At 58.6% G+C, this 18,133-nt stretch carries 19 protein-coding genes and 1 pseudogene; 13 read left to right on the top strand and 7 right to left on the bottom strand.

Going from position 1 to position 18,133, the window contains the following annotated elements; genetic code table 11:
- The first annotated feature begins 410 nt into the window (after positions 1–410).
- Positions 411–740: a hypothetical protein gene (locus WH299_RS21455; protein WP_122725515.1), complete on the top strand. Its 330-nt coding sequence runs from the start codon at positions 411–413 to the stop codon at positions 738–740.
- An 8-nt stretch (positions 741–748) separates the two neighbouring features.
- On the opposite strand, the gene WH299_RS21450 is transcribed toward WH299_RS21455, so the two are convergent.
- The gene (locus tag WH299_RS21450) at positions 749–1,384 is read right to left on the bottom strand and encodes a LysE family transporter (protein ID WP_122725517.1); all 636 of its coding nucleotides are present in this window, start codon (positions 1,382–1,384) and stop codon (positions 749–751) included.
- 126 nt (positions 1,385–1,510) lie between these two features.
- Here WH299_RS21450 and WH299_RS21445 point away from each other — a divergent pair, with 126 nt between their 5' ends.
- From WH299_RS21445 to WH299_RS21425, 5 genes and pseudogenes are all read left to right on the top strand, one after another.
- Positions 1,511–1,882, top strand: a complete 372-nt coding sequence (locus WH299_RS21445) for a PH domain-containing protein (RefSeq protein ID WP_122725519.1) — start codon at positions 1,511–1,513, stop codon at positions 1,880–1,882.
- A 132-nt stretch (positions 1,883–2,014) separates the two neighbouring features.
- A pseudogene (locus WH299_RS21440) lies at positions 2,015–3,178 on the top strand (S-type pyocin domain-containing protein).
- A gap of 14 nt (positions 3,179–3,192) precedes the next feature.
- A complete protein-coding gene (locus WH299_RS21435; protein ID WP_122725524.1) occupies positions 3,193–3,480 on the top strand; it encodes a colicin E3-like toxin immunity protein in 288 nt (95 codons plus the stop codon).
- Positions 3,481–3,585: 105 nt separating this feature from the next.
- Positions 3,586–3,873 carry a colicin E3-like toxin immunity protein gene (locus WH299_RS21430; protein ID WP_126571394.1) on the top strand — a complete coding sequence of 96 codons (288 nt, stop codon included), beginning with the start codon at positions 3,586–3,588 and terminating at the stop codon, positions 3,871–3,873.
- Between the two features lie 4 nt (positions 3,874–3,877).
- Positions 3,878–4,435 carry a hypothetical protein gene (locus WH299_RS21425; protein ID WP_305956023.1) on the top strand — a complete coding sequence of 186 codons (558 nt, stop codon included), beginning with the start codon at positions 3,878–3,880 and terminating at the stop codon, positions 4,433–4,435.
- On the opposite strand, the gene WH299_RS21420 is transcribed toward WH299_RS21425, so the two are convergent.
- The 3 genes from WH299_RS21420 to WH299_RS21410 all read right to left on the bottom strand — a co-directional run bounded on the left by WH299_RS21420 (position 4,374) and on the right by WH299_RS21410 (position 5,939).
- A complete protein-coding gene (locus WH299_RS21420) occupies positions 4,374–4,946 on the bottom strand; it encodes a hypothetical protein (protein WP_122725528.1) in 573 nt (190 codons plus the stop codon). The genes WH299_RS21425 and WH299_RS21420 overlap by 62 nt on opposite strands.
- Before the next feature lie 140 nt (positions 4,947–5,086).
- Positions 5,087–5,464 (bottom strand): c-type cytochrome, encoded by a 378-nt coding sequence (locus WH299_RS21415; protein WP_028617863.1) that lies wholly within the window; start codon positions 5,462–5,464, stop codon positions 5,087–5,089.
- Between the two features lie 43 nt (positions 5,465–5,507).
- Positions 5,508–5,939 carry a VOC family protein gene (locus tag WH299_RS21410; protein ID WP_122725530.1) on the bottom strand — a complete coding sequence of 144 codons (432 nt, stop codon included), beginning with the start codon at positions 5,937–5,939 and terminating at the stop codon, positions 5,508–5,510.
- Between the two features lie 148 nt (positions 5,940–6,087).
- Here WH299_RS21410 and WH299_RS21405 point away from each other — a divergent pair, with 148 nt between their 5' ends.
- The 3 genes from WH299_RS21405 to WH299_RS21395 all read left to right on the top strand — a co-directional run bounded on the left by WH299_RS21405 (position 6,088) and on the right by WH299_RS21395 (position 9,518).
- Complete coding sequence (locus tag WH299_RS21405) at positions 6,088–6,468, top strand: response regulator (RefSeq protein ID WP_323625164.1); 381 nt, start codon at positions 6,088–6,090, stop codon at positions 6,466–6,468.
- Between the two features lie 195 nt (positions 6,469–6,663).
- Positions 6,664–7,278: a biliverdin-producing heme oxygenase gene (locus tag WH299_RS21400; RefSeq protein ID WP_122725534.1), complete on the top strand. Its 615-nt coding sequence runs from the start codon at positions 6,664–6,666 to the stop codon at positions 7,276–7,278.
- Positions 7,275–9,518: an ATP-binding protein gene (locus WH299_RS21395; protein ID WP_339551229.1), complete on the top strand. Its 2,244-nt coding sequence runs from the start codon at positions 7,275–7,277 to the stop codon at positions 9,516–9,518. The genes WH299_RS21400 and WH299_RS21395 overlap by 4 nt, the downstream gene beginning before the upstream one ends.
- Positions 9,519–9,529: 11 nt before the next feature.
- On the opposite strand, the gene WH299_RS21390 is transcribed toward WH299_RS21395, so the two are convergent.
- Together WH299_RS21390 and WH299_RS21385 are read right to left on the bottom strand one after the other, a co-directional pair.
- Positions 9,530–10,846, bottom strand: a complete 1,317-nt coding sequence (locus tag WH299_RS21390; protein ID WP_323625166.1) for a sensor histidine kinase — start codon at positions 10,844–10,846, stop codon at positions 9,530–9,532.
- Positions 10,843–11,553 carry a response regulator gene (locus WH299_RS21385; RefSeq protein WP_016979629.1) on the bottom strand — a complete coding sequence of 237 codons (711 nt, stop codon included), beginning with the start codon at positions 11,551–11,553 and terminating at the stop codon, positions 10,843–10,845. Before WH299_RS21385 ends, WH299_RS21390 begins: the two co-directional genes overlap by 4 nt.
- Before the next feature lie 165 nt (positions 11,554–11,718).
- Here WH299_RS21385 and WH299_RS21380 point away from each other — a divergent pair, with 165 nt between their 5' ends.
- From WH299_RS21380 to WH299_RS21370, 3 genes are all read left to right on the top strand, one after another.
- A complete protein-coding gene (locus WH299_RS21380) occupies positions 11,719–12,507 on the top strand; it encodes an MlaA family lipoprotein (protein WP_339551226.1) in 789 nt (262 codons plus the stop codon).
- A 449-nt stretch (positions 12,508–12,956) separates the two neighbouring features.
- Positions 12,957–14,846, top strand: a complete 1,890-nt coding sequence (locus WH299_RS21375; protein ID WP_339551225.1) for an alkaline phosphatase D family protein — start codon at positions 12,957–12,959, stop codon at positions 14,844–14,846.
- Positions 14,847–14,987: 141 nt separating this feature from the next.
- Positions 14,988–16,001 (top strand): sensor domain-containing diguanylate cyclase, encoded by a 1,014-nt coding sequence (locus WH299_RS21370; protein WP_123477962.1) that lies wholly within the window; start codon positions 14,988–14,990, stop codon positions 15,999–16,001.
- 12 nt (positions 16,002–16,013) lie between these two features.
- On the opposite strand, the gene WH299_RS21365 is transcribed toward WH299_RS21370, so the two are convergent.
- On the bottom strand, positions 16,014–17,042 hold the full coding sequence (locus WH299_RS21365; RefSeq protein WP_028617874.1) for an amino acid ABC transporter substrate-binding protein: 1,029 nt from the start codon (positions 17,040–17,042) through the stop codon (positions 16,014–16,016).
- Positions 17,043–17,186: 144 nt separating this feature from the next.
- Here WH299_RS21365 and WH299_RS21360 point away from each other — a divergent pair, with 144 nt between their 5' ends.
- Complete coding sequence (locus tag WH299_RS21360) at positions 17,187–18,086, top strand: LysR substrate-binding domain-containing protein (protein ID WP_122725550.1); 900 nt, start codon at positions 17,187–17,189, stop codon at positions 18,084–18,086.
- Positions 18,087–18,133 lie beyond the last annotated feature (47 nt).

Below are 18,133 nucleotides of genomic sequence, written 5' to 3'. Positions count from 1 at the left end.
CCTCAACCGAGGCGCGCATTCTACAGCAGCCTCATTTGCTGTCAAGTGATTATTTTCAGAAGCTTTCGAAGATTTCTTCAACAACTTCAACCACTTGCGCTTCCGATATCTCGTCAGCGGGAGGCGAATAATACAGCTTTAAAATTCGTGGTCAACCCCAGCATAGAAATTATTTTTCCTTACCGAAGAGCTCAGGTTGCCACTCTGAAAATGTCCAAGGGCTGTACAACATCTCCGGGCAGCACGGTCAGAAGGTGTGCTTGAAACGCGTCATGAAGTTCCGCGGCGCGCCATAAGCATTCCAGTTGCCTGCATACCCATAGTAGTAGCCCCAGGTCTTTTTTTTCCGCCACAGAACAGGGATCATCGCCCTCCCCTACTATCCCCAAAAACGCCGAGGAACCGAGACCATGGAATTGACGCTGGAAGCGGCTGCGCTCTTTGCACTGAAGCTGGTGCAGGAGACGGACGACAGCAGCCCGGTTTTGCGGGATGACCCGGTGATGGAGAGGTATGACCGCGAAGTGTTTGGGTTGTTGATGCGGCAGGGGGATTTGGCTGGGATTCAGTTGAAGCTCAATGAATGCCTGAAGTTGGCGCTCGACTCCCTGGGCGGCGCCGATACTGTGCTGGGTCGCGAACTGCAACGGCTGGCGGTGGATGTGCGCCAAGCGTCGACACTGAATGAACTCAATGCCCCGCTCAGCGCACTCAAGGACTATCTGAAAGCCATCCTATAAAGAACAACTTACCGCCGCCCTTCCACCGCCATCCGCACCGCCAACCCCATCAACACCGACCCCATCAACCAACGCTGCACCACCTGCCACCCCGGTCGGGTGACGAAAAACACCGCGATGGAGCCCGCCATGGAGGCAATCACCGCATTGACGCTCACGCTGATAAAAATCTGCGTAAAACCCAACACCAACGATTGCGCCAGCACACTGCCATGACCGTTCGGGTCGATGAATTGGGGCAGCAATGACAAATACATTACCGCCACCTTGGGGTTCAGCAGGTTGGTGACCAGGCCCATGGTGAACAGCTTGCGCGGGCTGTCCTTGGGCAGGTCCCGCACCTGAAAGGGTGAACGCCCACCCGGCCGAATCGCCTGCCAAGCCATATACGCCAGGTACATCGCCCCGCCGAAGCGCAGCGCGTCGTAGGCAAACGGCACCGCCATCACCAACGCCGTGATCCCCAGCGCAGCACACAGCATATAAACCAGAAACCCCAACGCCACGCCGCCCAGTGAGATCAATCCGGCCTTGCGCCCTTGGCAGATCGAGCGGGAAATGAGGTAGATCATATTCGGGCCGGGGGTGAGCACCATGCCGAGTGAAATCAGCGCATAGGCCAGCCAGTTGGAGAGTTCAGGCATGATGGGGCTCCGTTTTTGAAACATCTGGCCAAGGTTGTAAGGTTGGCCGCCATGGTAGGGCGTTCAAAATGCCCGCGTTAGATACAGATCCGCGAGCAAAACGGCATACACCCAAGAGGCAGGCCCATGATCGATTTCAACAACAAAGGTTTCTTCAAACTCAAGCAAAACAACGAATACGCCGAACGCGTCGCCGACCTGCTGCTGGACGGTGAAAAAGTGGTGGATGCGTACAAGGCCATGCGTGATGGGGTGGTATTTACCAACCAGCGGATTATCGCGGTGAATGTGCAGGGGATTACCGGTAGCAAGAAGGACTTCACGTCGCTGCCGTACAAGAACATCGTCGCGTATTCGGTGGAGACGTCCGGGACGTTTGATCTGGATTCGGAACTGGAGATTTACTTTTCTTCGCTGGGCAAGGTGAAATTCGAATTTACTGGGAGGACCTCGATCGTCGAAATTTCACGATTGATTTCCAAGCACCTGCTGACCTGATCAACCTGCAGAAACAGACGCCTCCACCCAACCGTCAGTCCACTTTTCCCACATCAATCACCGATTGATGCCGACATAAGGTTTTAACTACCCCTCGTACGCTCACTCCCTCCCACAAGGAAGTGAGCCGACATGTCAGAACGCTTTTACCCACCCACAGAAGAAGAGTTAAGCAAGCGACGGATCCTGCCCCCGCAGCCATCGCGTGCGCCGTATTCGCCGTCTGTTGATTACTTCGAGGCATCCCCTGCCCCGCCACCCGCGATAGCCAAACCTCCCGGCTGCGTCTTTATCAAGCCCTGCCAACTGCCTGACGGCATCACTCATTACTTCAACCCCGCCGGTTATGTCCCGCTGGAGCTGATCAAGGAGTAAAGCCATTTAAGCCTGTTGGGTGGGCGTGAAGTGGACAGCCGGGGGACGGTTGCCTTACGCAAGATCAGTGGTAGCGCTTTGCCTGCTGGGTTGGGGCAATTGGCATTGCGTTCGGCGGTCCTGGAGTCGGCGACCACTGCCGTTGTGTCCGCTGCTGGTGGATTGTTGATAGGTTTGGTGGCGCTGGCTTGGCCGTCGGAATTGGGCGATAGCGCGCTCTACAGCGAAGCGCAATTGCGCTCGATGCAGCGGGCGCGTTCGCAGATGCGGTTGCATGTCGAGCAAAGGGAGGACGGCACGCTTAAGGGGTATGGGTTTTACACAGGCAACAACCCTGACTGGCAGATGATCGATGTGGTGCAGTTCCAAGACCGTGGCGATCAGTTTGTGGCGGAGCTGGGTGAGGGTGTGGAGCTGATCTGGACACCTGCCGTTGATCCAGGCGACACGTTAGGTATTCCGGCTTTGGAGGCTGCGCCGCAAGCGCCGGTGATCTGGATTTATCCGCCGACGGAGAAGGCGGCGCAGATTCTGGTGAACCCGATTTACCCGCCGGAGTATCGGGATTTTATTCTGGTGTTCCCGGTGGAGTCGGGGGTTCGGCCACTGTATGTAGTAGTGAATGAGCAACGCAAGGGCCTAAGAAATGCGGATCATGATTACTTTGCAGCGCCAAGGACGGAGGACCTTACTGGCTTCCCCGGTTTAATAAAGCAAAAGAGGAAGTCCTCAAAAAAGGATGGTAGCGGGCTTCGCGAGCGTTGGAAGGACGCCAAAGGGCGACGGTTTTTTGAGTGGGACTCAGAAAAAGGTGAATTGGAAGTTTACCGATACAGCGATGTGAAACACCTAGGTTCATTTGACCCCTATACCGGTGAACGTCGAGGACCGGCGAAAGATGAACGACGCATTAGAAAATAAACGGAGAGTCAATCATGGTGATGAAGGTAAGACTGGAATGGTTTGATAAACAAACCGAAAACTTAGAGGCGGACGAATACTCCGCAAACCTTGACGAGGACGATGGCATCCTTAAAGCACTGGACCTGCATGATGAACCTCAAATCTATGCCGGAGGATTCGATGTTCTCCCAAGCTGGATAGCGATACTCCAGCCACATTTCCGGCATGTTATAGAACCTCGCTTTTTCGACTATCAAATTTCCTTTCGCTACCAAGGCGCTTGGCCACCACCTCCCAAGCAACCTAACAAGGAGTTTTGATGCAATGAGACCTGTACTTTTGGCGCGTTTGACCCTTACACCGCCGAACGTCGAGGCCCGGCGGACCCGAAACGTCGAATCTACAGATAACGAGGAACTCGGAAAATGGTGATGAAAATCAAATTACGATGGTACGAAAAGCACAGCAATGACTTGAAAGAGCATGAGTACTCAGCGGACATCGAAGATTCAGACGGCGTTTTTGAAGCGTTGGGTTTAGCTGAAGAAACTGCGATATATGCAGATGTATTCAACGTATTGCCTAAGTGGCTAGCGATTATTCAACCGTACTTCCAACACATGATTGAACCCGACCACTTCGACTATCAAATCTCCTTCCGCTACCAAGGCGCCTGGCCACCACCTCCCAAGCAACCTAACAAGGAGTTTTGATGCAATGAGACCTGTACTGCAAAAGCCCCTCCTCTACCGCTCAGTCAACACCCGAACCCATGGCGTACGCCACGGGAGTTGCAGCGCTTACCGGTACGAACGCCACAGCAAAAAGGCACAGCGCGCACTATCAACCCGAGGCTCGATGCACAGCCACCATCAACACGGCTTTGATTACACCCCGCTATTTCGCTTCCTCCTATCCAAAGTCGGTCACCCCTGGGATCAGGTTTTCAGCGAAGCCAACGCCCGCCTGAATCGCCCGGAGCCGGTGTTCTGGATGGTTGCGCAACATGAAAGCGACAAGCAGGACTACGTGGCAACGGATGAAAATAGCTACTACAGCGGCTTGTGGGTCGACGAAGCCGGCCTGCTACAAAAGGTCAATCCACAGCTGACGCCCGAGCAGATGAACCCCGTTTGCGATGGCTACACCCACACCTTTAACGGTGTGGTATTCGCCCAGCCTTTACCACGCAAACGGAGGTCAACGCCCACTATCACCCCTCCTTCACCTCACTCCCCGCGCCCCCAATCAACACTCGATTCCCCGGATCCGTAATATCAAACACCTGCAGCGCACACGCCGCACGGTTGAGCCGGAACTGGTACTCCACCAAATACACCTTGGCCTTCTCCGGGCTGAACGTGCTCATCACCGGCCCGCAGCTATAGTAAGTGCCATTGCCCTGGCTTCTCGCCGAGCTGGACACGGTGAGTTTCTTGCCAGGATCCGCCTGTATCTCCAATTGTGGAAACCGCTTGAACCCCACACTCGCCACCGTCTGGTTGACCTTGGCAATCCAGTTGAAGACCTTGCCTTCGCCGGTATCCATCACAGTGCCGAGGGTTTCCAGGCGTTGGTCGGGGTCGCCTTCGCGGCGGATGGCGAATTCGACGGGGTTCGTGCCGCCGGTGGCCTTCATGATGACCTTGGCGTGCTCCGCATCCACGTCCACGGTTTTCTGGCGCAGTTGAATGCCGTCCTTGAGCAGGCTGGGCGACGAGTCGCGTTGGTTGGATTGGCAGGCGCCCAGGGCCAGGGCGATGGAGAGCAGCGCGATTCGCTTCACGGGGGATGTCCTTATCGGGGTGAGAGTGAGTAATAACTGGACCCGTGTTTAAACGGATTGTTCCCCCACTATGCCGACTCGCTAAACACCCACTGCGCGCCATTGGCGTTGCCTCGACGTTCAGAAACGTGCGCGAGTGATCACTTAGGCTGGAACGTTTCCAGGTACGCCAGAATGTTCTCGATTTTCTCCTGATCACTGATGCCCCAGAAGATCATCCGCGTGCCACTCACCACCTTCTTCGGTGCCTCGATGTAGGCAGCGAGTTTGTCCCGGGTCCAGACCACGCCGGAGTTTTTCATCGCGTCGGAATACTGGTAGTCCGTGGTGGTCCCGGCGGGTCGGCCGATGATGCCGTTGAGTTCTGGCCCGAACCCACCTCGCGCACCTTCACCGATGCTGTGGCAACCGCCGCAGGTCTTGGTGAAGAGCTTGCCGCCGGCCTCGGCGTCGCCGGCTGCGAAGGCAGGGCTTGTGGTGAGGATCAGGGCGAGGGTCATCAAAGCGCGGTACTTCATGGGGACTCCATTTCAAGCGTTGCGGCGACAAAGGTCGAGGCAATTATGCCGGTACTAAAGGCCTTTCCCCCAGCCGTTCAACCAGGCGTACCAGGTAACCGTCCGGGTCTTGCACAATGAACTGGCGCTGCCCGGCCTCTACATCGCCCGCGCGGTACCAGGCTTGCTCAACATCCTTGAATAGCGGCCAGTCAACACGGGCCAAACGTTGCAAAATCGGCGCGACGACGGGTACGTCGATCTGCAGGTTGATACCTCGTCCGAAAGGTCGATCCAAAGGTGCGGTCAACCACTGCCCGGCGTTGGGGTCGTATTGCTCCAGCATGATTTGCGCGCCATTGAGGTCGAGGTATGCAAAGCCTTCCTCAACGCGCTGGTAAGCCAGGGTGAAACCCAACTGGTGCACCCAGAAATCCAGACTGGCACTGAGGGTGGTAACGATCAGTTCTGGAACCATAGGGTTACGGATAAACATGTCAATCCTTGAGCACGTAGAAGCGAGCCCCACACTTTACCGGATAGTGCCTCTAAAACGACCATCCATCGCCCCATAGATATCCAATCGAACCTATATAGACGTGTTCTACTCCACCTCTATGAACCCTGATGGTGGAGTAAGGATCATGGCTCAGCCATCGATTTTAGTGCTGGAAGACGACGAGATTATTCGATCATTGATGGTGGATGTACTGGAGGATTTCGGCGCGCTGGTGACGTCGTTTCCTTCGGCGGATGAAGGGATGATTTACCTGGAACGGGGCGATGACCCGGTGGACTTGATTGTCAGTGATATCCAGATGCCGGGGTTGCTCAATGGTTATGACTTGAGCCGGGTAGTCGCCCATCGTTGGCCGAGCGTGCCGGTGGTGCTGACGTCGGGTAACACCAGGCTGGCGGCTCAGTTGGGGGGATCCGTGCGCTTTCTGCCCAAGCCGTGGAGCAGCGAACACCTGATTGAATGCGTGAAAACTGCCCTGACCCAACAGGGGTTGTCCATGCATTAATGGCGTCACGACATCACTTAAACCGAACTTCGCGACAAGCGCTGCGGTCATTCATGAGGCAAGGAGCGACTTTTCTGATCCGCTGGTCAGCCTTTTCGCCTTGTGCGTACAGATGAAGGCTTTGAGGTGTGTAGAATCGTCGCCCATTTCGACGCGTCATTCATGGCCGAGAGGCCCACAGTTCGAGCTCATTGAATGCATTCACAGGCCCATGACGCTGGTGCGCCCTCATTGCTGGAAGCGTTGCGCACAGGCACGGCCCTGCTGCATGTGGCGCTGGAAAAGCGCCTGCCGTTTTTCTCAGAACGACTGGATGCCGATTGGTACGTGCGCTTGCTCGAGGCGTATTACGGGTTTTATCAGCCGATGGAGTCCGCCCTGTATGACAGTGGCTTGATCCCCGATGGATTCGACACAGCGCTGCGTGTGAAAACACCCACGTTGGTGTGCGATCTCAATGCCTTGGACCTGGATGCCCCGGCCATCAACACCCTCCCCTGTTGTACTGAACTACCAACCTTCGATACCCCCGCCGCCTGCCTCGGTGCTCTGTATGTACTGGAAGGCGCGACCCTGGGCGGCCAGGTATTGCGTCGGGAAATGACTCAGCGCCTGAACGTAAACGCCGACAACGGTGGTGCGTTTCTCAATGTGTACGGAGCCGAAACCGGTCGGCGCTGGAAAGATTTTCTCGACTACCTGGGCGTCCAGCCACTGGACGCGCCAGCCAGGCAGCGCGCAGTAGACGCTGCCCGATCAACATTCAGCTGCTTTGAGCATTGGCTCGACAGCCAGGAGGTACTGCTATGAAACCCGAAGATTTTGAAGAGCTGCTTGCCAACTGTGCCGACGAGCCCATCCGTTTTCCTGGAGCGATCCAGCCCCACGGTGTGCTGCTGACGTTGTCGGAGCCGGACCTGAACATCATCCAGGTCAGCGCCAACATCGCCAATTTGTTTGGCCATGCCCCCGAGGCGCTGCTGGGCCAGCCACTGCACACGTTGGTAGGCGCGGAGCACGCCAAGGCGGTTGCCGTCATGGCCGAAAACCATACGTTCTTCGATGCCCCCCCTTTGCATGTCACATTCAACGGCGCGGAATTCGAAGGCCTGCTGCACCGCCATCAAAATGTGCTGGTGCTGGAGTTCGAACCGCTGCTCAAGGATTTCCGCCCACGGGTGCTGAATGGTCGCACCAGTGACCTGGGCAAAATGCTGCAGCGCTTGCAGTCGGCGAAAACCCTGCAAGCGCTGTACGAAATCAGCGTGAATGAAATCCAGGCCATGACCGGGTACGACCGGGTACTCATCTATCGCTTCGAAGACGAAGGCCATGGCCAAGTGATCGCCGAAGCGTCGGCGCCGTCCATGGAGCTGTTCAACGGGCTGTTCTTCCCTGCGTCCGACATCCCGGAGCAAGCCCGCGAGTTGTATCGCACCAATTGGCTACGCATCATCCCGAACGCGGCCTACGAGCCCGTGCCACTGCTGCCCAAGCTGCGCCCGGACACCGGCCAGCCGTTGGACTTGAGCTTCGCCACCCTGCGCAGCGTGTCGCCGATTCATTGCCAGTACATGCAGAACATGGGCGTGTTGTCGTCCATGAGCATTTCATTGATGAAGGGCGACAGGCTGTGGGGCCTGATCAGTTGCGGCAACCGTGAGCCGCTGCTGGTGCCTAATGACCTGCGTACGGCCTGCCAAACCATCGGCCAGGTGTTGTCGTTGCAGATCAGCGCCATGGAAGCCCTGGACCTGAGCCGTCAGCGTGAAGAGAAAGTCGAGGCCCTGGCCTTACTGGATCAGGCGATGAAGCGCTCGGAAGCAAACGTGTTCGACGGCCTGGCCCAGCAAGGTCGGTTGCTGATGGACCTGACCCTGTCCGGCGGCGTGGCGATCATCGAAGACAAGCAACTGCACCGCTACGGAAACTGCCCGGAGCCGGCGCAGATCCGTGCTTTGCACAAGTGGCTGCAAGAGGGTGGCGAGCCAGTGTTCTCCAGCCATAACCTGTCGTCGGTGTACCCGCCGGCCGCCGAGTTTCAGCAGGTAGCCAGTGGGGTGCTGGCCATGAGCCTGCCCAAGCCTGTGGATAACGGCGTGCTGTGGTTCCGCCCGGAAGTGAAGGAGAACATCAACTGGAGCGGCGATCCGAAAAAACCGTTGGATCTGGAAAACTCCGACGCCGGCTTGCGCCTTCGCCCACGCACCTCGTTTGAAATCTGGAAGGTGGAGATGGCCGGCATCTCCACCAAGTGGAGCCATGGCGACCACTTTGCCGCCAATGACCTGCGCCGCTCGGCCCTGGAAAACGACCTGGCGCGCCAGGTGCTGCGCGAACAACAAGCCGTGCGCGCCCGCGACGAGCTGGTGGCGGTGGTGTCCCATGACCTGCGCAACCCGATGACGGTGATCTCCATGCTGTGCGGCATGATGCAAAAGGCCTTCAGCTCTGACGGCCCACACACATCGCGACGGATTTCCTCGGCCATCGACACCATGCAGCAGGCCGCCGGGCGCATGAATGTGCTGCTGGAAGACTTGCTCGACACCTCGAAAATCGAGGCCGGGCGTTACGTGGTGCGGCCAGTGATCCTGGATGTGAGCCAGATTTTCGACGAGGCCTACTCGTTGCTGGCGCCCCTGGCGATGGAGAAAGGCATCGATCTGTCGTTCAACGCCGAACCGGGCCTGCAAATCAATGCCGACCCGGAGCGTCTGTTTCAGGTGCTGTCGAACCTGATCGGCAATGCCATCAAGTTCACCCCGCGCCAGGGCAATATCGGTATCAGCGCCATGAGCAATGGCGAAGAAATCGTGTTCTCGGTGCGCGACTCCGGCGAAGGTATTGCACCGGAACAACTGCCTCACGTGTTCGATCGCTACTGGACGCAAACAGAAAACAACCCGACCGGCAGCGGGCTGGGACTGTACATCACGCAAGGCATCGTCCAGGCCCATGGCGGCAAGATCGTTGCCGAGAGTGAGGTGGGTCGCGGCAGTGAGTTCCGGTTCACGGTGCCGAAGGTGATTGACGACTCGCATACCTGACGGACCTTGGGCTAAACAGGTAACACCACCACCGCCTCCAACCCCCCACCCTGGCGCTCGGCCAGGGTCAAGGTGCCGCCATGTTCCAACACAATCGCCCGAGCGGTAGAGAGTCCCAAGCCGACACCGCCCGTGCTTTTGTTGCGTGACCCTTCAAGGCGATAGAACGGCAGGAACACCTGCTCACGATGCTCGACGGGAATGCCTGGCCCGCGATCGAGTACGCGAACCACCACCTCTCCATTTTTTTGCTGCAATTCGATCTCCGGCGCGGTGCCGTAATGAATCGCGTTGTCCATCAGGTTGGTCATCACGCGCTTGAGGCCCAACGGTCGGCCGAAGTACACCAGGCGCGGCGGGCCGCGAAAGGTCAGGTCAATGGCCTGGTCGCGGTAGTCGTCGATCAGGGTTTGCAGCAATTCCGCGAGGTCCAGTTGGGTGGCTTGTTCCAGGCGGGCATCGTCGCGGAAGAATTCCAGCGCGGTGTTGATCATGGCCTGCATTTCATCCACATCGCGAAACAGCTTTTGCTGTTGATCAACATCCTCGATGAACTCACCACGCAGGCGCAGGCGGGTCAACGGCGCGCGCAAGTCGTGGGAAATGGCCGCGAGCATTTGGGTGCGGTCCTGGATGAAATGCCGCAACTGCGCCTGCATGCTGTTGAAGGCGAGGATCGCCTGGCGGATTTCATGCGGGCCGACCGGCTCGATGGGCGGTGCCCGAAAGTCGGCACCAAAGCGCCGCGCCCCCTGAGTGAAGTGCTGCAGAGGGCGGGCCAGGCGGCGGGTCGCGACCAGGGTGACCAGCGCGGTCGAGATCAGCACCAGCAACACCACGATCAGGCTGCGTGCACCATCGTCCAAACCCCAACTGCGCGACGGCGCGCTGAACATCAGCCAGGAGCGGTCAGCCAATTGCACCAGTAGCGCATAGCGGCCGTTGCCGCCGGGCCAGTCAGACGGCTCATACGCCTCCATCGGACGAGGTGGCCCTTGGAGCAGGTGCTTGAACACCTGCTCGCCCGAGTGGAAATCAGGGTCGGCCAGAACGGGTAACCCCAATGCCTGGCGCTGCGCGGCCCAGGTCACCCTGAACGCTTCGTCACCTACCGCTTGGGCCAGACGTGAACGTTGCGACGGGTCGGAGGCCTCGACCACGCGCACGACCACGGCGATCCTTTCCAACAATCCAATTTCAGTCAGCGGTGGTCGCGCCCACACACCTGCCATTTGCACAAACAAAGCGTTGAACGCCAATGCAGTCAACATCGCAATCAGAATGGTCAGGGCGATCCAGCGCGCCACAGTATCGCGTGGGCGCCTCATGAGCGGGTCACACTGGCGGTGAATTGGTAGCCACCGTTGCGCACCGTGCGAATCATCGCCGGGCGCTTGGTATCGAATTCCAGCTTGCGGCGCAGGCGGCTCACTTGCACGTCAATGCTGCGGTCGAATGCATCATGACTGTGGCCACGCGCCAGGTTGAGCAATTGCTCGCGACTGAGCACCCGTTGGGGGTGTTCGACAAACACCAGCAGCAGGTCGAACTCGCCGGATGACAATGGGATCATCACCTGATCGGGCGAGCGCAATTCGCGGCGCGTGAGGTCCAGTTGCCAGCCGGCAAAACGGATCAGCGGGCGCGCGGCATCGCCCAAGGGCGGCCGGCTCTCCCCCGCCCGGCGCAACACCGCACGCACTCGGGCCAGCAATTCACGCGCGTCGAAGGGCTTGCTCAGGTAATCATCGGCGCCCATTTCCAGGCCCACCACACGGTCACTGAGTTCACCCATAGCAGTGAGCATGATCACTGGCGTGGCGTATTGCTGGCGCAGGCGCTGGCACAGCAGCAGGCCGTTGTCGCCGGGGAGCATCAGGTCGAGGATGATCAGGTCGGCGGGCTGGCGCTCCATGGCCGCCCACAACTCGATGCCACTGGCCACGGTCTCGACCGCATAGCCGTGTTGCAGAAAAAATTTCTTCAGCAGGGCGAGGACTTCAAGGTCATCGTCCACGATCAACAGGTTGCTCACCGACGGTCTTCACTGGGCTGGGACAAGGTGCCATCTAAAACCATTCGGCGCGGCTCGTCATATATTTCAACCGTGCAATAAAGCGTCAACGGCGCAATAAACCAGACATCTTTGCGCAAGACGGCAGTGCCAGCATCGGCTTCCTTTTTGCGGAGACCGTCCCCCATGCGCTCGCTAACCTACCCCCAACATCTGGCCCGCCAGGCCGTGCTGTTGCTGACTGTGTCCTACCTGACGGGCTGTGCGAGCCCGGCGCCCGTAACGCCCGCCACGCAGTGCGCACAGGTGAACTACCCGGTGTATGACCCGGCGGAGCCGGTCAACCGTGGGGTGTTTGCATTCAACCGTGCGATGGACGACTACGCACTCGCTCCCGTAGCCCGCGGTTACCGTTACCTACCGGATTTTTTCCAGCAGGGTGTGCATAACTTCGCGAGCAACTTCAGCGAGCCAAAGGTGTTTATCAACGATCTGCTGCAAGGCAACCCGCGACGCTCGGTCAATACCCTGGGGCGTTTCGCAGTGAACACGACGGTAGGCGTGGTGGGGCTGTTTGATGTGTCAGATAGCCTGGGCATCCCGCGCCACACAGCAGACTTCGGCCAGACATTCGGCGTGTGGGGCATGGGTAACGGCCCCATTGTCGAGTTGCCATTGCTGGGCACCAGCAACAGCCGGGACGCTGCGGGCAAGGTCTTGAGCTTCCTGGTTTCGCCACTGGGGGACAGCGACACGGTGCAGACCCTGGGCACTCTCAGCCTGGTCGGCGGTACGGTCGATACACGGGCATCATTGTTGCCGCTCACCGACAGCCTGCAGAAACTGCCGGATTATTACAGTGCGTTGCGTAATGTGGTGGCGGACAATCGCGCGGCGTTTGTGCGGGAGGGCAAGCAAGGCGCTACCTCTCCCGGTCTAGACAGTTGCGCGAACAGCGCCTCGGATGACTTCTGAAAGCGCCAGCCACCCCCTGGTCATATCTTGCAGCAGCGCGTTTATAGCTGACCCGTTTCGTCCTCTATAAGTTTGGCCTCACTTCGCTCCAACAGGCGAAGTAACCCTCTACTCACTAGAAGGAAACATTCATGCTTAGCGCAATCAATCACTCAGTGGGCAGCTTTCAATACCCTCCCCAGCAGCAGGATGATGCAGAGCCCCAGCGCAGGAAGCGCAGCATTGAAGCAACACATACGCAACAGAGCGCCGCTGATCCTGAAGGCACGGCCGCCAATGATCGGCACCGTAAAACCGGAGGTGGGCTAGACAGCCTCGGTAGAGGCAATCTGCTTTAAACCGCATTAGACGAAGGGCAGTGCACGGCCCTTCGTACTCTCCCTTAACAAAATCATGACATTCACTGGATTAATCTTGCGGGTTCAATCCAGTCTGGAAATCTTGCCTGCATGCCGCTCACCCACACACTGCCCGCCGTACTGGCTGGACCACTGCTGCGACGCCTCGAACCACGGCGCCTGGTGGTGTGGCTGGTGGGGAGTCAAGCACTGGCATTGACCCTGAGGCTCCATCTGCCCTCACGAATCCTGGAGGTCCCCCTTGACCACTGTCAGGTCGTACCCGTGGGGCGCCATGCGTTTATCCACCTGATCGATGTGACACTGGACAACGCACTGCCCCTGGACGTGGAGATCAGCTACGACCTGCTGTTCGACAACATCGGCATCGCCGACTGGGCACCGCACCTGCTGTACGCCAACGCCCAGTTCCCGAGCTTTGTGCTGCACAGCCGCATCCATCAATTGGTTCACGGCTCATGCCGCAAACCCCATCACAGCGCCGACGAGGGCCTTTTGTGTGTCGATCGCCTGCTGGCCGATGCCCAAACGCCTGCCGACCGCCCAGCGCTGTTGATGATGAGCGGCGACCAAGTCTACGCCGACGATGTCGCTGGGCCGATGCTGCGGGCAATCCATGCATTGATTGCACGCCTGGGCTTGTTCGATGAATACCTGGAGGGCGCTGTGGTAGATGACAGCGCCAGCCTCTATGGACATAGCGCCAGCTATTACCATCGCGCCGACCTGCTGCCGGCGTTGGACAGCAACGAAACCCTGCGCGAACGCTTCTTTGGCGGTGTGAAAAAACCAATCTTTACCAGCAGCACCGCCGACAACCACCTGGTGACCTTCGCCGAAGTCATCGCAATGTATTTGCTGGTGTGGTCGCCGACGCCCTGGACGCTGATCGCGCCTCAACCTCCGCATCTGAACGCAGAACGACAGCAGCGCTACGCCCGTGAACAGACCCAGATAGAGCGATTCCGCGACGGCCTGCCAGGCGTCGCGCGGGTCTTTGCGCACCTATCCACCTTGATGATCTTTGATGATCACGACATCACCGATGACTGGAACCTCAGTGCCCAGTGGGAAGAAACCGCCTACGGCCACCCCTTTTCAAAGCGCATCATCGGCAACGCCCTGTTGGCCTACCTGCTATGCCAAGGTTGGGGCAACCAACCGGATGCGTTTGGGGAACTGATCAACCAGACCCAAGCGCTCACTGCTCAACCGCAAGCCAACCATCTTGACGCCACCGCGCAGGATGAACTGCTCGAAACACTGCTGGAATTTCAACGCTGGCACTACGTACTGCCCACCACGCCTGCCTTGGTAGTGCTCGACACCCGCACCCGCCGCTGGCGCAGCGAATTCACGCTCAAGCAACCTTCTGGCCTGCTGGACTGGGAAGCCTTGAGCGAACTGCAACAGGAACTTCTGGACCACCCCTCGGCCATCATCGTCTCACCCGCGCCGATCTTTGGCGTCAAGCTGATCGAGACGGTGCAGAAGGTCTTCAGCTGGTGCGGCCACCCCTTGCTCGTCGATGCGGAAAACTGGATGGCCCATCGTGGCGCCGCCCAAGTGATCCTCAATATCTTCCGCCACTCGCGCACGCCGGGTAACTACGTGATCCTCTCCGGTGACGTGCACTACTCGTTCGTCTACGAAGTGCTGATCCGCCATCGCAACGCTGGCCCCAGGATCTGGCAGATCACCAGCAGCGGTATCAAGAACGAATTCCCACCACGATTACTGGAGTGGTTCGACCGCCTCAACCGCTGGCTCTACTCGCCCCGCTCGCCCCTCAACTGGTTCACGCGCCGCCGCACCATGCAGGTGGTGCCACATATTCCCGAGCATGCCGAAGCAGGCGAACGGTTATGGAATTCGGCGGGTATCGGCCAGGTATTTTTCAATGATCAGGGCCAGCCAGAAGCGATTTACCAGCACAACGCGGATGGGAAGGTGCCGACGAGGATGGTGGCTCCAAATTAATAGCCTATAGCCATCGATCGTAAGCCGTACATCTGCCCTATTCAAAGCCTCCAGCCCGCGTTGTACAGTAGCCTCAGCCACGGAGTATCGGCGACAACAATGGCGGGCTTCAGATGCCTGCCTACGCAAGGAAATGCGCAGATGAACGAGACCTCCGACAACAATCCGTTAAAGCAGGATTTCTCTCACTTCAACGCCGACATGCTGCACACCGTCCTGGAGCTGGTCAGCGATGGGATCTGGGATTGGAACGCCAATACCGGGTTCGTCTACCGCAACCCCGGCTGGTACGAAATGCTTGGCTATCATCGCCACGCACTGGAGAACAGCGTATTCACCTGGGAGAACGTGATCCACCCGGATGACTACCCCAAGGTGATGAAACGGTTCGACGACTACATCCACCGTCGCGCCCCTCACTACCAGGCCGAGTACCGTTGCCGCAAAAAAGATGACAGCTACCTGTGGATCGAAGACCGCGGCTACGTGATTGCGCGCAATGAGGATGGCTCGGTGGCGCGCATGGTGGGCGCCCACCGCGATATTCATCTAAGGAAATGCTCCGTCGAACAGTTGGAACGGCGCAATCAATCCCTTGAAGCGCTGGTGGCCGAACGCACCCGCGAGCTGTCACGGGTCAATCAACAGTTGCAACTGCAGTTGGATGAAAACCGCGCCCTGGCCGAAAGGGATGCCCTGACTCTGGTCGCCAATCGCTACCGCCTGGAAAAAGTGTTGCTGGAAGAGTGCGACCGCTCCCAGCGCTTTCGCCTGCCGCTGGCACTGATCGCCATGGACATCGATGATTTCAAGTCGATCAATGATCGATACGGTCACGGTGTGGGCGATCAAACGCTGGTGCAGGTGGTTGAATGCCTGCAAAGCTGTATTCGCCCAGGTGACCTGCTGGCTCGCTGGGGTGGCGATGAGTTTGTGCTGATCCTGCCCAAAACCTCGGTGGAAATCGCAAAAACAATGGCGGCGAGTGTGCGGCTGAAATTGAAGAACAGCCCGCACCGGGATGACTTCAAGGTCACCCTGAGCCTGGGCGTGGCCGAGCGTCAAACGGATGAGCCCCCCGCCGCGTTGATAGCGCGCGCCGATCAGGCGTTGTATCGCGCCAAAGCGGCGGGGAAGGATGGGGTGTCCGAATAACACCCCAGCGTCTCAGCGAACCGGCGGTGCGTACTGGATGCCGCCGTTGTTCCACAGCGCGTTGAGCCCGCGCTTGATCTTCAACACGCTGCCCTGGCCAATATTGCGTTCAAACACTTCGCCGTAGTTACCCACCTGCTTGACGATCTGCACTACCCAATCCTTGCGCAGCTTCAGGTCCTTACCGTATTCGCCGTCCGTCCCCAGCAACCGCGCGACATCCGGATTCTTGGTGGTTTTGGCCTGCTCTTCGACGTTCTGCGAGGTGATGCCCATTTCCTCGGCGTTGAGCATCGCGAACAGGGTCCATTTGACGATGCTGAACCACTCGTCATCACCCTTGCGCACCAATGGACCCAGTGGTTCCTTGGAGATCACTTCCGGCAACACCACGAACTCGTCCGGGTGAGCCATCTTGATGCGCTGGGCGTACAGGCCCGACTGATCGGTGGTCAGCACGTCGCAACGCCCGGCTTCCAGGCCCTTGGCGCTTTCGTCGGCGGTGTCGAAGGTAATCGGCGTGTACTTCATGCCATGGGTGCGGAAGTAGTCCGAGACATTCAACTCGGTGGTGGTGCCGGCCTGGATGCACACCGTGGCGCCGTCCAGTTGCTTGGCAGCGGTGACGCCCAGTTTGTTGTTTACCAGGAAGCCAATGCCGTCGTAGTAGGTGACGCCGGTGAACACCAGGCCCATGCCCGAATCACGGGAACTGGTCCAGGTGGTGTTGCGTGAGATCAGGTCAATTTCACCGGATTGCAGCGCGGTGAAACGCTCCTTGGCGGTCAACTGGGTGAATTTCACTTTTGATGCGTCACCGAATACCGCAGCCGCCACGGCGTGGCACACGTCCACATCGATACCGGTCATCTTGCCCTTACTGTCCGGTACGCCGAAACCCGGCAGTCCGTCACTGACGCCGCACTGGATAAAACCTTTTTTCTGGATGGCGTCCAGGGTCGTGCCCGCCTGGGCAGTGCTCGCCAAGCCAAAAACGGCGGTGGCGCCGATGGCAGCCAAGGTGGTTTTGAATGGGTTCATGCAAGGCGCTCCCTGTCATTCCTTATTATTCGGCGCCCCACAGCCCGCGCCGGTTTATAGTGCTGCCGGGCAGTATCAACGGCTTTGCGTCACTGCCACAAACGACCTTTAGGCAAAGGCTCCTTCCGATTTGGAATGAACTGCATGATTTCAAAACGCTTGACCCCTTCGATGACGGCCCTGCAATGCTTCGAAGCCGCCGCCCGCCATTTGAGCTTCACTCGCGCCGCCGAAGAGCTGCACCTGACCCAGAGTGCAGTGAGCAAGCAGGTGGCGCAGCTGGAAGAGATGCTTTGCCACAATCTTTTCGAACGGGTGCGTCAGCGCCTGTACCTGTCGCCGGCGGGCTCGCTGTACCTGGCCGAGGTGCACAAGATCCTCACTCAGGTGGACATCTCCAGCCGCTACATCCTCACCTACGGCGGCGAGACTGAAGTGCTGCGCATCGCCACCCAGCCCACCTTCGGTGACCGCTGGCTGGTGCCCAAGCTCAAGGATTTCGCGGCGAAACATCCGAATATCCATCTGGACGTGCGCAACGAGCTGGAGCCTTTCGACGTATTGCAGGCCAAGGCCGATATCGCGTTTTTCTTCGGCCAAGGCTCATGGCCGGGGGCGACCTGCATTGAGCTGTTCCGTGAGGCCGTGGTGCCGGTGTGTGCGCCAGGATTCGTCGCCGAAGGCAGCGATGCGTCGTCGCGACACACCTTGCTGCAATGCACCTCGCGTCCGGAAGCCTGGCACGAATGGTTCCTGGAGCAGGGCCTGCACTCGCAAAACAGCTACCACGGCCCGCGTTTCGACACGTTCTACATGTGCATCCGCGCGGCACAATCGGGCTATGGCGTAGCGCTGGTGCCGCAGTATCTGGTGGCGGATGAACTGGCGCAGGGTAGCCTGATGATTCCGTGGGACTACGCGATGCCCAGCAGCGGCGCGCACTTCATCGCCCATGCCGAACATGCCGGCGAGATTCCGAAGGTAAAAGCCTTCCTCAACTGGATGGTGGAGTACATCGGCACACATCCCGACTTTCAGTCATGACCCGGCGACTTTATTTCGTTTGCGGCAAGTGCGGGTGCCCGGCTTAG

The sequence above is a fragment of the Pseudomonas sp. MYb541 genome (assembly GCF_037479595.1).
Lineage (GTDB): Bacteria > Pseudomonadota > Gammaproteobacteria > Pseudomonadales > Pseudomonadaceae > Aquipseudomonas > Aquipseudomonas canadensis.
The sequence above is the reverse complement of the archived record's forward strand: the minus strand, read 5'-3'. Positions and strand labels throughout refer to the sequence as shown.

Excerpts from the sequence above, each read along its gene's own strand:
- WH299_RS21405 (WP_323625164.1), top strand. The coding sequence starts at position 6,088 with ATGGCTCAGCCATCGATTTTAGTGCTGGAAGACGACGAGATTATTCGA.
- WH299_RS21435 (WP_122725524.1), top strand. The coding sequence starts at position 3,193 with ATGGTGATGAAGGTAAGACTGGAATGGTTTGATAAACAAACCGAAAAC.
- WH299_RS21360 (WP_122725550.1), top strand. The coding sequence starts at position 17,187 with ATGATTTCAAAACGCTTGACCCCTTCGATGACGGCCCTGCAATGCTTC.
- WH299_RS21375 (WP_339551225.1), top strand. The coding sequence starts at position 12,957 with ATGCCGCTCACCCACACACTGCCCGCCGTACTGGCTGGACCACTGCTG.
- WH299_RS21380 (WP_339551226.1), top strand. The coding sequence starts at position 11,719 with ATGCGCTCGCTAACCTACCCCCAACATCTGGCCCGCCAGGCCGTGCTG.
- WH299_RS21400 (WP_122725534.1), top strand. The coding sequence starts at position 6,664 with ATGCATTCACAGGCCCATGACGCTGGTGCGCCCTCATTGCTGGAAGCG.
- WH299_RS21370 (WP_123477962.1), top strand. The coding sequence starts at position 14,988 with ATGAACGAGACCTCCGACAACAATCCGTTAAAGCAGGATTTCTCTCAC.
- WH299_RS21415 (WP_028617863.1), bottom strand. The coding sequence starts at position 5,464 with ATGAAGTACCGCGCTTTGATGACCCTCGCCCTGATCCTCACCACAAGC.
- WH299_RS21425 (WP_305956023.1), top strand. The coding sequence starts at position 3,878 with ATGAGACCTGTACTGCAAAAGCCCCTCCTCTACCGCTCAGTCAACACC.
- WH299_RS21450 (WP_122725517.1), bottom strand. The coding sequence starts at position 1,384 with ATGCCTGAACTCTCCAACTGGCTGGCCTATGCGCTGATTTCACTCGGC.
- WH299_RS21410 (WP_122725530.1), bottom strand. The coding sequence starts at position 5,939 with ATGTTTATCCGTAACCCTATGGTTCCAGAACTGATCGTTACCACCCTC.
- WH299_RS21455 (WP_122725515.1), top strand. The coding sequence starts at position 411 with ATGGAATTGACGCTGGAAGCGGCTGCGCTCTTTGCACTGAAGCTGGTG.
- WH299_RS21430 (WP_126571394.1), top strand. The coding sequence starts at position 3,586 with ATGGTGATGAAAATCAAATTACGATGGTACGAAAAGCACAGCAATGAC.
- WH299_RS21445 (WP_122725519.1), top strand. The coding sequence starts at position 1,511 with ATGATCGATTTCAACAACAAAGGTTTCTTCAAACTCAAGCAAAACAAC.
- WH299_RS21390 (WP_323625166.1), bottom strand. The coding sequence starts at position 10,846 with ATGAGGCGCCCACGCGATACTGTGGCGCGCTGGATCGCCCTGACCATT.
- WH299_RS21395 (WP_339551229.1), top strand. The coding sequence starts at position 7,275 with ATGAAACCCGAAGATTTTGAAGAGCTGCTTGCCAACTGTGCCGACGAG.
- WH299_RS21365 (WP_028617874.1), bottom strand. The coding sequence starts at position 17,042 with ATGAACCCATTCAAAACCACCTTGGCTGCCATCGGCGCCACCGCCGTT.